We start from the raw sequence: 12,194 nt of genomic DNA, 5'->3' as shown, positions 1-12,194 counted from the left end.
GGCCTACGTCGTCGAGGACACCCGCGGCGGCCGCGCGAGCGGCACCGCGACCATCACCCTCACCAACACCACGCCCGTCGCCACGCCAGACACCTTCACCACCCCGGCCGGCACCTCGCTGACCTTCCCCCGCAGCGTCCTGGCCGACGACACCGACGCCGACGGCGACCCCCTCGCCGCGGAGCTCGTGACGTCGCCGCCCCCCTCCGCGGGGACGCTGTCCCTGCAACCGGACGGGACCGGCACCTTCTCCCCCGCCGACGGCTTCGCGGGCAGGACCACCTTCACCTACCGGGCCGCCGACGGCGTCAGCGCGTCCTCACCGGTGACCGTCACCGTCGTGGTCTCCGGCCCGCCGGTGGCGGTCGGCGACACCGCCACGACCGGCACCGGCACCGCGGTCGACGTCCCCGTGCTGGCCAACGACGCCGACCCCGACGGCGACCCCCTGACCGTCGTCGCCGTCACCGACGGCGCCCACGGCACCGTCGTCGCCCTCGCCGGCACAGGCGCCGTCCGCTACACCCCCGCCACCGGCTACGCCGGGCCGGACACGTTCACCTACACCGTGTCCGACGGGACCTCCACGAGCACCGCGACCGTCGACGTCACCGTGACCAACGCCGCCCCCACCGCCGTCCCCGACGTCGCCGGGACCACCACCACCGGGCCGGCCACCTACCTCGTCCTGGCCAACGACACCGACCCCAACATCCCCGGCACCGACCAGCAGCTGCGCGTCACCTCAGCGACCCTGCGCTCCGGCCGGGCCACCGTCTCGGTCACCCCCGACGGCCTGGGCGTGCTCGTCGACCCCGCCGACGACTACCTCGGCGACGTCGTCGTCGACCACGAGATCACCGACGGCGCCGGCGGGACCAGCTCGACCACCCTCACCGTCACCGTCAGCGACGAGGCCCCCGTCGCCACCGACGACACCGGCCACGAGGTCGCCACCCGCGGCAGCACCTCCGTCGACGTCCTCGCCAACGACGCCGACCCCGACGGCGACCCCCTGGCCGTCGCCGACCTCAGCGAGCCGGTCGACGCCGGCGGCACCGTCCGCGGCACGCTCACCCTCGGCCCCGGGAGCCGCCTCCTGTACACGGCCCCGGCCGACGGGTGGGCCGGCACGGTCACCGCCACCTACCGCGCCGACGACGGCCGCCTCACCTCCGCACCGGCCACCCTCACCGTCACCGTCACCAACGCCCCCCCGACCGCCGTCGACGACACCGCCACCACCACACCCGCCACGCCCGTCGCCGTCGACGTCCTGGCCAACGACGCCGACCCGAACGTCCCGGCCACCCCCGGCCAGGCCCTCGTGGTCACCAGCGCCACCCCCGGCCCCGGCGCCACCGCCGCGCTCCTGCCCGACGGCCGCCTCCAGGTCACGCCCGCCACCGGACGCAGGGACCCCGTGACCGTGACGTACACCGTCGCCGACGGCGCCGGTGGCACCGACCACGCAACCCTCACGGTCACGCTCGTCACGGCCGCGCAGACGCACCCCGACCGGGCGACGACGACCCCGGGCCGATCCGTCCTGGTGCCGGTGCTCGCGAACGACGACGAGGGCCTGACCCTCGTCGGGGCGGTGAGCCGGGCCGGCAGCACCGTCGTCGTCGACGGCAGCTCCTTGCGGTACACCCCCCTCGCGGGCTTCACCGGCGAGGACGTCGTCACCTACACCGTCGCGGACCGGGACGGGCTGACCACGACCGGCACCCTGGCCATGACCGTCACCGGCACGCAGGTCGACCCGAGCCCCCCGACCACCGACCCGCCGACCACCGACCCGCCCACCACCGACCCGCCGACCTCTGACCCCGGCGTGCAGCCGGCGCCGCCCCCGACGCCCACCGCAGACCGGACGACCGACCACGACGAGAGCACCGTCGTCACCACCTCGACGCAGCAGGCCGGCACCGACGCCTGGTCGAGCCCCTCACCCACGGCGCTGGCCCGCACCGGCGCCGAGACGGGACGTCCCGTCCTCGTCGCCGCGACGTCGCTCCTGCTCGGCGCCACCCTCCTCCTGCTCAGCCGACGACGCCGACGCCGCTGAACGGCCGGGGGGCTCAGACGTGCGGCCAGCCCGGCAGCAGCCGGCGGGGCACGTGGCAGGTCACGACCCAGTGGGGCGCGTCGACGACCTCGGAGATCTTGAGGTCCGCCGCGAGCGAGAGCAGCAGGTAGGCGTCCTCGCGGGAGATGCCGCGCTCGTCGGAGAGCAGGTCGACGGCCTGGCGGACGGCGTCGCGGGCGCCCTCGTAGAGGTCGGGGCCGATGCCGGTCGTCGCGACGGCGGTCTCCAGCCGGAAGCTGCGCTGGTCGGTGATGACGACGGGCGACGCCGGCGCCCGGCCGGGGGCGACGGTGAGGCGGACCCGGACGAGCGCGGTCGTCTCGACGCCGGTGCCGCAGACCTCGCCGTCGCCCATGGTGGCGTGGACGTCGCCGAGGGAGAACAGGGCCCCCTCGACGCCGACCGGGAGCACGACGCGGGCGCCGGGGCCGACGTCCCGGATGTCCATGTTGCCGCCCCAGCGCCGCGGGGGGACGACGCTGTGCGGGCCGGGCTCGGGCGGTGCGACGCCGATGGTGCCGACCATCGGCGACAGGGGCAGGACGACGTCGGGCAGCACCTGGACGCCGCCGCCGCCGGGCGTGGAGTCGACGGCGGACGTGCGCAGGTACGGCTCGGGGAACTCGTCGGCGAGGAGCCCGAAGCCGGGGATGAGCGCGGTCCAGCCCCACGTGTCGAGGTCGACCGACAGCAGGTCGACGACGAGGGCGTCGCCGGGGCGGGCGCCCTCGACGGCGAAGGGGCCGGTGACGGGGTTGACGCGGCGCAGGTCGAGCGTCGCGATGTCCGCGGCGGTGCTCTCGGGGCGGATGCCGCCGCCGGAGGCCTCCTGGGTGACGACCTCGACCTCGTCGCCGGAGCTGACCACCGCGACGGGCTCGAGGGTGGCGTCCCAGACGGTGTGCGAGGCGGTCACGTGCCCGCGGCGGGTCCTGGGGAGGGCCATGGGTCCTGCTTCCCGGGCCGGGCGGCCCCTCTCGGCGCCGCCCCCGGCTCACCGGGGCGACCAGACGTGGTGCTGCGCAGCAGGTCTAGCCCGGCCAGTATGCCGCGCGGGGGCGTCTCAGTCGTGCTGGACGGCGAGGACGGGGCAGGGCGCGTCGAGGAGGACCCGCTGGCTGGTGCTGCCCATCATCATCTTGCCGACGGGTGAGCGGCGTCGCAGGCCGATGACGACGAGGGCGGCGCCGACCTCGTCGACGAGGTCGAGCAGGGTGTCCGCCGGGGTCTGGTCGCCGGCGGCGTGACGCACCTCGTGCTCGACGCCGGCGACGGCGAGCTGCTTCTCGAGGGTGTCGAGGTCGGCGTCGTCGGCGTTGTAGTCCTGCGCGAACTCCGGGGAGCGAGCGACGTTGACGGCGACCAGCCGGGTGCCGCGGGAGCGGGCCTCGGCGACGGCACGCTCGAGGACCATGGCGCCCTGCGGGCTCGGGACGTACCCGACGACGACGCTCACGACTGGCCTCCTCGCGGGTGCGGGCGCCTTGCGTGGGCTGCGGGTCGTGGCGCCGGACGCCCGCGACCCTAGGCCACGCCTGCCGTACCGCGCCGCAGGTGGCACCCTGGTCGGTGTGCGCCCCCGCCTCGCGGAGCGGCGCCCTGGACGCCGCGTGGGGGCGTGCGTCGCCCCGCCGCGCCCCGCGCGGCAGTCCGGTGCAGACGCGCCCCGCGCGGCAGTCCGGTGCAGGCGCGCCCGCCGTGGGCTGCGAGGGTGGTGCGGTGACGAGCCCCGACGACCTCGCCGGCGACGACGGTCCTCTGGTCCTCGGCCCGATGCTGCGGCACGTCGACGACGCCAGCGCCACGGTGTGGGTGGAGACGGCCCGGCGCGGCGAGGTCGTGGTGAGCGCGGGGGACGCCAGCGGCCGGGCGCGGACGGTCACGGTCGGCGGCCACCACTACGCCGTCGTCGTCGTCGAGGGCCTGCACGGGGCAGACGCCGTCCCCTACGTCGTCGAGGTGGACGGCGAGCGGGCGTGGCCGCGCCCGGGCGACCCCCGCCCGGCGCCGACGATCCGGCCGCTGCCGGGCGCAGGAGGTCCGACGGCCAGCACGGCGGGCACGTCGTTGCTGCGCATCGCGCTCGGCTCGTGCCGGGTAGACCGCCCGCAGGCGGCGCCGTTCACCCGCACCGGCGACGCCCACCCCGACGGCGTGGGCGTGGACGCGCTCGTGGCGCTGTCGACGGCGTGCCAGGAGGGTCGGGAGCCGCCGGACCTGCTGCTCATGCTCGGGGACCAGGTGTACGCCGACGAGGGCCTCTCGCCGTCCATGCGCGCGCGGATCGACGCCAAGCGCGGCGACGCGGCCCCGCGGGGCGAGGTGGCGGACTTCGAGGAGTACACCTGGCTGTACCGGGAGAGCTGGGCCGACCCGGAGGTCCGCTGGCTCCTCGCGACCGTGCCCTCGGCGATGATCTTCGACGACCACGACGTCCGGGACGACTGGAACACCAGCCGCACGTGGCGCGAGCAGGTGCAGCAGCTGCCGTGGTGGCGCGAGCGCATCGTCGGCGCCTACGCCTCGTACTGGCTCTACCAGCACCTGGGCAACCTCATGCCCGACCGGCTCGCGGAGGACGAGCTGTGGGCGCGGGTCCGGGAGGTCGGCGAGGACGGCGACGCCGCCGAGGTGCTGCGCGAGTTCGCCGTCGCCGCGGACGAGCAGATCGACGGCGGCGGCACGTCGGAGTGGTCCTACGTGCGCGACCTCGGGCGCACCCGTCTCGTCGTCGTCGACACCCGCTCGGGCCGGGTCCTGTCCGAGGACCACCGCTCGATGCTCGACGAGCAGGAGTGGGCCCACGTCGAGGAGCACCTCGGCGGGGACGTCGACCACCTGCTCGTGGCCGCCTCGCTGCCGGTGCTGCTGGAGCCGGCGCTGCACGACCTGGAGGTGTGGAACGCCGAGACGGCCTCGGCGGGGCGGTGGGGCCAGCGGTTCCGACCGGTCGCCGAGGCCATCCGCCAGGGCGTGGACCTGGAGCACTGGGGCGCCTTCGAGGTCTCGTTCCGACGGCTCGTGGACCGCCTGGGCGACGTCGCCGCCGGGCGCCTGGGCCGCGAGCCCAGCACGGTGCTGCTGCTGTCGGGGGACGTGCACCACGGGTACGTCGCCCCGCTGCGGTACCCCGCCGAGCGGGGCGTGCGCTCGCCCGTCGTGCAGATCACGAGCTCGCCGCTGCGCAACGCCATGCCGACCGGGCTGCCGCTGGCCTACCGGGTCATGCACACGGCCCCGGCGCGCGTCCTCGGACGGCTGCTGCGCCGCTCGGTCGGTGTCGCGCCGCTGGAGGTCTCGTGGCGCTCACGCACCGGCCCCTTGTTCGGCAACGGCTTCGCGACGCTGGCGCTCGAGGGCCGCTCGGCGCGCGTCGTCTTCGAGAAGGCCGAGCCCGGCGGGGGGCCGGGCACCGACCCGCGCGAGCCCGCCGACGTCCGGCTGCGGCGGGACGTGGAGATGCTCCTCGGCTGAGCGGTCCCGCGGCCGGACGGCCACGGGCCCTCACCAGCCCCAGGTGCCGGGGCCTCCCTTGAAGGGACCGACGACGTCGTCGGTGACCCAGCCGCCGTAGAAGCCGCCCTCCTGCGGCCGGACGACCTCGCCGTCGACGCTGGCGGCCACCCGGGACGGCGCGAAGGCGACCGCCCCGGCGACCTCCCGGAAGCGGGCGGTCGGGTCCTCGTAGGACCACGCCGCGGCGTGCAGCCGGGCAGGCGACCCGCCCGCCCCGGCGGGCGCGCCGACGTCCCAGTAGGTGGCCCGGCCCTTCCACTCGCACGTCGTCGCGGCGGCGTCCGAGCGCACCAGCACCCCGGCCGCCACGTCCTCGCGCGGGACGTACCAGGTCGGCGGGTGGCTGGTCTCCAGCACCCGCCACGCCCGCCGCGTCTGAGCGAGCAGCGGGCCTCCTGGGCCCAGGCGCACCTCGACGAGCCGGTCGCTGCGCACGAGCGCGGGCGGCCTCGGGTAGTCCCACACCGACTCCTGCCCCGGGCCGGCGGGCAGCGGCTCCGGGTGACCAGCGCGACGCACGCCGCCAGTGTGCGCCCGAGGCGGCGGCCCGCGCAGCGGCGGGTCGGGCCGCGGCGGGTCGAGCAGCGGCGGGTCGAGCAGCGCGGGGGCGGCCCGTCAGCCCGCGGGGTCAGAACGGTGGGTCGCCGGGTCCCCAGCCGCCGCGGGTGGGCAGGGAGCGGTGGGCCCCGCCGGCGCCCGCCCCGTGGGCGAGCGGCTCGGTCGAGCCGCGTCCGTCCGCGGTGGTGGTCCGTGCGGCGTCACGGCGGAGCGAGGCGAGGTCGGCGGTCAGGCCCTGGCGGGTGCGTTCCACGTCGCCGGCCGCGCTGTCGGGGTCGGGGTAGAGGGCGTGGGCCACGGCGCCTGCTCCGACCAGCCGCGGCGCGCCGCCGGGCCACGCCGGCTCGGGCCAGCCGAGGTCGACGTGCACGGACAGGAGCACCGTCGAGGACGAGGGCGCCCAGCCGGGGCGCTGACGTGCCCAGCTCCGGGTCTCGACACCGCCCCGCCTCAACGGGCCCCGCATCGACGGACCCCGCACCGGCCGACGCGCCGACCCCTGCCGCCGCGGCGTCAGGCGCTCGGTGCCCTACCGGACGAGCAGGGCTCGGTGCTCGGCGACGGCTGCCGTTCCCGTCGACTCGTCCTCACTCACGAGGGCAGACCTACCCCAGCCGCCGACTCAACGTCCCGGCCTGGCCGGCGGCACACCCCGCCAAGAGCATCCCTGGCTACGTCCACGACTCCGGGCCCGCTCGATTGGCGAGGGCATTCAGGACGGCGTCGTAGTCCTCGCCCGTCAGCGAGCCGTCGTCCAGGGCACGACCGACCGTGGCCTCGAAGGACCCCGCCGGCTCCGAGGCCGGTGCCAGGTCCCACTCACCGGCCTGCACACCCCGGCTCGGCTCGTACGGCCACGTCGTCAACGACTCCAGCATCTGCTCCCGGGTCTGCTCCCCCAGCGCGTACCGCTGGGCCACCTCGTAGGCGTCCCGCCCGACCTGCCCCGACGGCACCCCCTGCCGACGACCCAGCGCCGCCAGCGGGGAGAACCTCGACTGGGGGTGGAGCTCGACCGCCAGCACAAGAGCTAGTCGCCTTCATCGACGCCAAGCGGCACGAGCTCGGGGTCGAGCCCATCTGCAGGGTCCCGCACGTGCCCCTGAACACGTACTACGCGGCCAAGGCCCGTCAGCCGTCGGCGAGGGCCCGACGGTACGAGGCCACCGGGCCGGCGCCGCGGGCGTTGTGGGAGGACAACTACCGCGTCTACGGCGCCCGGAAGCTGTGTACGGCCGCCCGCCGCGCCGGCATGGACCTCGGGCGCGATCAGGTCGCCCGGCTGACGCGGGCGATGGGCAGCGAAGGCGCCCGCCGTACCAAGCGGGTGCGGACCACGAGGGCTGACCCGGCCGCGGCCCGCCACCCCGACCTTGTCCGACGGGACTTCACCGCGACCGCACCGAACCAGCTGTGGGTCACCGACCTGACGTGCGTGCCGACCTGGGCCGGGGTCGCCTACGTCTGCTTCATCGCAGGCGCCTGATCCAGGGCGATCGTCGGGTGGGTCGAGAAGGCCCCCGACGTGCTGGCGGGCGCCCAGCTTCGAGCCGGGATGATCAGCCAGTTAGTCGGTGTACATGCACACCGCTCGGGCGCGGGTCTCCTCATCGAACTTACGAGGTGCGGGCATGGCTCCAGTCTCCATTGTCGGATCGGCGCCTCGCGTCCCACCAGGACGAGTCACCCGCAGCCACGACCGCGTGAGCCCCGACACTTCCGCGGCCACCCGCGTCGGCACCGACGGGCCCCAGCGACCCCGAGAAGATGCGCCCAAGATCGCCCATGGATGCGGTCATCCTGACGCCGTCCGCCAAAGCAACAACCCGACCGCAACCTTGAGACCACCCAGCGCGGGCGCAAGGGCGAAGACCTACTCGCTCCTGATCCCCTGACCACCTCGACGGCCGACCACACAGCCGCGCATTTATCCGTCAGCCACCGTCGTCCACGCTGAGAGAATCAAACGGCTCTAGTAGTTCATCATGTAACAGCATGGACAATGTACGCGCGCGCCTACGCACCTCTTCCGACTGTGCTTGCGTGACCATAAGCTTCTGAACCAGACTGGCTAATTCATCCACTAGCACCAGCGCCGGATCAGCCGCGGGGTCAAGCGTCCGGGCGGCCACAACTCGCTCGTCGACGCCAATCAGTCCTATACGATCAGCAACCTCAGATAATTCCTGAGGCTTTAGAAAAGCGTAGTCCGCCACTGTATCCAAGAACGCCCGCTCCGAGCGCGCGGTATTGGAGAAGCCAAGGCGGCGCCGTAACACTGCCGCATAGGGCGCCCAGAGAACTCCTCCAGCGTTTGGTATGTGATGTTCCGTCGGATCGAAGATCTCCTCAGGTGGAAGATCGAGGGCAATTGCGTTACGGATGAGCTGCAGCCGGTAAACGCACGTAAGCGTATCCAGGTAGTTTGTTTGGAGCCGCTGATCCAGCTCGTAAGCGGTAGTAGCGGTAGTCACGATGGCTTCTCTACCCAGGAGACCCGCCTGGGCAACTATGCTGCAAGTTCGGGCATAACCACTCACTACAGCATCACTCAGAACCACACGAGGCGCCTCCAACACTTCCTTAGTGAAGGACAAGACAGCATCTTCGATCCGCTGCAACGGATCTCCGCTGACGGCACGCTGTACTAGAAGAGCGTCGAGCTTCCACTGCCAGTGCTGCTTATCGGACGGGTGGTGCGGTACCGACAACTGGCCCAACGCATGCGCCACGAAGGCCCAGTCATCGTCCGAAAAGAAAGAAACTCTACCGACACGAACTGCGGTACGTAACGCCGTCCTGTGCTCTTCCTCATAGCCAGCAGCACCTTGAAGGTAGCCGCAAGCCGCTCTTGCCAGAGCCAGCGAGTCACCTGACGCAGGACCGCGCACCTGCGCTAGATATAACATGGCACGTGCGGCGACCTCTGGAGAAGCGGCCGCACGCGCTTTCAAACAGGTGTCCTTCAGATGGTCGAGGTCGTCTTCTCTGACGTCCAAGGGATCTATTGGGCATCGCGCTAGGGCAGCGCGAAGGCGCCCATCAGCTGATCCTCGCACACGAGACGTCTCATTATACGTAGCGGCGAGCACTTCCAACGCCGCAATGGGGTACTCGCGCCCCTGCCTCGCCCTGCCGACGGCTTCTGAAGCCACCTCGGGCAAACCCTTAGGAAACCTGTTATACAATGTGGATGTTGACACGGCGGCTCGCCGCGCGACGGAGGCGGGCGAGAGGTGTAGACCCGTCCCACCACGCGCCACGTCCTCGGCGACCAGTTCAACGAGCGCTTCTACGAGCGCTGTGCGCGACCGGGCTACTCGCGTTTGATGGCCACGTCGACGACCGTCTTCGGAGCCCCGTGTCGACATAGTCACTCCATCGATGATGCCACATGGACCAAACTGGAACCTTATCCAACTTGGCCCATCTTTGCAAGATGGGGTTGTCCTCCATCTCAGTGAGCGGCAACGTCTTCCCCATCGCCGATGGAGAGGCCAGAGGCGCGAGTTGGGAGATGATCATGGCCAGCAAGTACGAGAGGCGCGGCCCCGTGACCAACAGCTACAACGGGGGCTTCAAGACCCGAAGCTACAACTCGGGCAGCACTTGGGGTGGACCCATGACCCCCAAGAAGGACATCTACTCCAACAACGGAGGGCCGGGCCACAGCCATAAGGTGAAGACCGGCAACGGGTTCACGACCTTCAGCCGACCGGGCCCGCGCGGCACCCCCTCCATGAGTCTGGCCGAGGCGATCTTCGGGCCGATTCCGGGGAAGAAGAAGAAGCGACGCTGATCGAGAGTCCCACTCGCGAGGGCCACGCCTCCTGCCAGGGGGCGTGGCCCTCCGCCTGTGAGCCATGCGTCGGCGATGAGAGGGGAGTACGCCTACCAACGCGCCATTCCGGCAGCCACACTGTATGGCCACCCACCCGTGGACCATTACGAATAGGAGCCTCTCCGGGCGCGACCGCCGGAGGTGAAGCCGGCTCGCCATCGGCGCGCCGGGACGCCGCTAAGTGGGTGACGAGGGTGGAGCGGCCGACGCCGAGCTGGGCGGCGATCTGGGCCAGGGGCAGGTCGGTGGACGCGCGTAGGGACCGGGCGGCGGCGAGCTTGTCGGGGTCATGACGGTGGGTCGCCCGCCCTTGCGGCCGCGGGCGCGGGCGGCGGCGAGGCCGGCGCGGGTCCGCTCGGAGATGAGGCGTCGTTCCATCTGGGCCAGGGCGGTGAAGATGTGGAAGACGAGCTCTCCGCCGGGGGTGGTGGTGTCGATGGCCTCGGTCAGGGATCGGAACTGCACGCCGCGGTCGGACAGGTCTTCGACGAGGGCGACGAGGTTGGTGACCGAGCGGCCGAGTCGGTCGATCCGCCAGACGGCCAGGACGTCGCCGGGGCGCAGGTAGTCCAGCGCGGCGGTCAGCTGCGGTCGGGCGGTGGTGGCCCCGGAGGCGTAGTCGGTGAAGACCCGCACCGCGCCGGCCGCGGTGAGGGCGTCGTGCTGCAGGGCGGGGTCCTGCTCGATCGTGGAGACCCGGGCGTACCCGACCACGCTCACCGCCCTGCCCCCTTGTCCTCGGCCCCGTTGCCCAGCCCGCGGCCGTAGTGACGTCGGGCTCCTGCCGCCGGCTCGTCCCCGCCCCTTCCCGGCTCTGGCGGGCGGTACCCGCCGACCGGGCCGAGGCCCTGGCGCAGCGAGCGGTAGTGCCCGGCCAGGCGCTGCTCCTCGGGCGTCATGGCCTGACCGGCGGCGCCCGCCGGCCGCTCGACCGTCATCTGCGCGAACACCGGCTCGAGCCACTGCGGGTGGACCAGCAGGTACCCCTGGTCGGGGCCGGACATGGCCGAGCGCTGGTTCCAGACCTCCGGTGTGACCCTGGAACGGTCCAGGCGGAAGGGCGAGGACTGTGCGACGTCGTCCAGGAACGCCCGGCCGGTGCGGCCGTTGCCCTCCCGGAAGGGGTGCGCCTGGTTCAGCGGGGCGTAGACCGCCGCCATCGCGTGGGCGAAGCCGGCCCGGTCCACCCGGGCCCAGTTCACGCCGGCGACGGCGTCGCGGGTCTGCGCCAGGTAGTGCCCGACCAGACGCGTGGGGGCGAAGGGGAGGCCGTCCTTGGCCATGTCGACGCTGCGGAACTCACCCGCCCAGTCGTAGACGTCCCGGAACAGGTGCCGATGCAGACCCCGCAGGTGCTCGGCGTCGAAGGTCGCCTCCACCTGGGCCTCGCCACGCGAGAGCTCCCCCCGACGCACCGCCGTGGCGGCGTACTCCAGACGCGCGAGCTCCACGCCGTCGCGCACACCGAACCGGTTGCGCAGGACCGCGGTTCCCGGCCAGAAGTAGCTCTCCCACTCTGCGGACGGCATCAGCCGGCCGCGGCGGCGTCCGGCCCGGCGGACAGCGTCCGGCGCATGTACTCCGCCCGGTCGATCACCCCGAGCTCGACGTCGACGAGGTTGGCGACCTCCTGCGACGTCGGCTCCCAGCCCTCCAGGTACCCATCAGCCAACGTCTGCGTCAGCGCGAAACGACCCTCGTCGTCCAGCCGGGCGAAGTGCTCGGGGAACCGCTGTGTCCACATCGACTCGTACACCGGACACCCCTGACCTCGACGATGACCCTGAGTCTACCCATCGAGCCAGCAAAAGTCCGTGACTGGCGGTTCCCGGCCTTAGATTCTCCGCACGACTTCTTGGCCACCGCCCCGACCTCTTCGCCACCTCAGGCGCCGTCGACGACCGAGGTCGACAAACGGTCGTTACCCGGCTCGGCCGTGCCCACCGTCCAGAACCGTCCCCGTCGAGGTAGAGCGACACCTCGGTTCCGGACGCGAGTTGCGGACGCCGACACGCCGGACCCCGCGCGGGTCGAGCTGGCTGTCGCTCCAACGATCGAATGACGCCGCGAACACCTGAACAGGAGGGTTCCTACAACGACGGCGGCCGAGGAGACCCACCACCCGTGGCATGGCCTCGAGCGCCGCCACCGAGCTCAAGCGCTTCGGCGCCGCCCGTCCCGCTACCC

At 72.8% G+C, this 12,194-nt stretch carries 12 protein-coding genes, 1 pseudogene and 1 other annotated feature; of the genes and pseudogenes, 4 read left to right on the top strand and 9 right to left on the bottom strand.

Annotated features, from left to right (window positions below):
* Positions 1-2,071 (top strand): Ig-like domain-containing protein (locus tag WDV86_RS09875; RefSeq protein ID WP_339567452.1); only part of this gene is annotated, 2,071 nt, incomplete at its 5' end.
* Positions 2,072-2,084: 13 nt separating this feature from the next.
* Here WDV86_RS09875 and WDV86_RS09870 read toward each other — a convergent pair.
* Both WDV86_RS09870 and WDV86_RS09865 read right to left on the bottom strand, forming a co-directional pair.
* The gene (locus WDV86_RS09870; protein WP_339567451.1) at positions 2,085-3,038 is read right to left on the bottom strand and encodes an acetamidase/formamidase family protein; all 954 of its coding nucleotides are present in this window, start codon (positions 3,036-3,038) and stop codon (positions 2,085-2,087) included.
* A 117-nt stretch (positions 3,039-3,155) separates the two neighbouring features.
* Positions 3,156-3,548, bottom strand: coding sequence for a universal stress protein (locus WDV86_RS09865; protein WP_339567450.1), 393 nt, complete (start codon positions 3,546-3,548; stop codon positions 3,156-3,158).
* A 263-nt stretch (positions 3,549-3,811) separates the two neighbouring features.
* Here WDV86_RS09865 and WDV86_RS09860 point away from each other — a divergent pair, with 263 nt between their 5' ends.
* The gene (locus WDV86_RS09860; protein WP_339567449.1) at positions 3,812-5,566 is read left to right on the top strand and encodes an alkaline phosphatase D family protein; all 1,755 of its coding nucleotides are present in this window, start codon (positions 3,812-3,814) and stop codon (positions 5,564-5,566) included.
* Between the two features lie 30 nt (positions 5,567-5,596).
* Here the strand turns inward: WDV86_RS09860 and WDV86_RS09855 are convergent, their stop codons facing one another.
* The 3 genes from WDV86_RS09855 to WDV86_RS09845 form a co-directional block, all read right to left on the bottom strand.
* On the bottom strand, positions 5,597-6,127 hold the full coding sequence (locus tag WDV86_RS09855) for a DUF427 domain-containing protein (protein WP_339567448.1): 531 nt from the start codon (positions 6,125-6,127) through the stop codon (positions 5,597-5,599).
* Positions 6,128-6,236: 109 nt separating this feature from the next.
* Positions 6,237-6,548 carry a hypothetical protein gene (locus WDV86_RS09850; protein WP_339567447.1) on the bottom strand — a complete coding sequence of 104 codons (312 nt, stop codon included), beginning with the start codon at positions 6,546-6,548 and terminating at the stop codon, positions 6,237-6,239.
* A gap of 289 nt (positions 6,549-6,837) precedes the next feature.
* Entirely contained in the window at positions 6,838-7,191 is a 354-nt protein-coding gene (locus WDV86_RS09845; protein WP_339567483.1) for a hypothetical protein, read from the bottom strand.
* Positions 7,170-7,270 (top strand) — a sequence feature (AL1L pseudoknot). Its footprint overlaps the gene before it by 22 nt.
* Here WDV86_RS09845 and WDV86_RS09840 point away from each other — a divergent pair.
* Positions 7,170-7,649 (top strand): annotated as a pseudogene (locus tag WDV86_RS09840) (IS3 family transposase); the annotation flags it as partial. Its footprint overlaps the feature before it by 101 nt. The gene WDV86_RS09845 and the pseudogene WDV86_RS09840 sit on opposite strands and share 22 nt — an antisense overlap.
* A gap of 451 nt (positions 7,650-8,100) precedes the next feature.
* Here WDV86_RS09840 and WDV86_RS09835 read toward each other — a convergent pair.
* The gene (locus tag WDV86_RS09835; RefSeq protein ID WP_339567446.1) at positions 8,101-9,165 is read right to left on the bottom strand and encodes a hypothetical protein; all 1,065 of its coding nucleotides are present in this window, start codon (positions 9,163-9,165) and stop codon (positions 8,101-8,103) included.
* Between the two features lie 461 nt (positions 9,166-9,626).
* On the opposite strand from WDV86_RS09835, the gene WDV86_RS09830 reads away from it, so the two are divergent.
* The gene (locus WDV86_RS09830) at positions 9,627-9,965 is read left to right on the top strand and encodes a hypothetical protein (protein ID WP_339567445.1); all 339 of its coding nucleotides are present in this window, start codon (positions 9,627-9,629) and stop codon (positions 9,963-9,965) included.
* Positions 9,966-10,184: 219 nt separating this feature from the next.
* Here WDV86_RS09830 and WDV86_RS09825 read toward each other — a convergent pair whose 3' ends face one another.
* The 3 genes from WDV86_RS09825 to WDV86_RS09815 are packed head-to-tail and all read right to left on the bottom strand — an operon-like array spanning position 10,185 to position 11,751.
* Entirely contained in the window at positions 10,185-10,727 is a 543-nt protein-coding gene (locus WDV86_RS09825) for a recombinase family protein (RefSeq protein ID WP_339567444.1), read from the bottom strand.
* The gene (locus WDV86_RS09820; protein ID WP_339567443.1) at positions 10,724-11,536 is read right to left on the bottom strand and encodes a Fic/DOC family protein; all 813 of its coding nucleotides are present in this window, start codon (positions 11,534-11,536) and stop codon (positions 10,724-10,726) included. The genes WDV86_RS09825 and WDV86_RS09820 overlap by 4 nt, the downstream gene beginning before the upstream one ends.
* The gene (locus WDV86_RS09815) at positions 11,536-11,751 is read right to left on the bottom strand and encodes an antitoxin VbhA family protein (RefSeq protein WP_339567442.1); all 216 of its coding nucleotides are present in this window, start codon (positions 11,749-11,751) and stop codon (positions 11,536-11,538) included. The genes WDV86_RS09820 and WDV86_RS09815 overlap by 1 nt, the downstream gene beginning before the upstream one ends.
* Positions 11,752-12,194: the final 443 nt, after the last annotated feature.

Origin of the sequence: Pseudokineococcus sp. 1T1Z-3 (assembly GCF_037482365.1) — a bacterium.
In the GTDB taxonomy this organism is placed as follows: Bacteria; Actinomycetota; Actinomycetes; order Actinomycetales; family Quadrisphaeraceae; genus Pseudokineococcus.
This window is presented reverse-complemented; position numbering and strand designations above follow the sequence as displayed.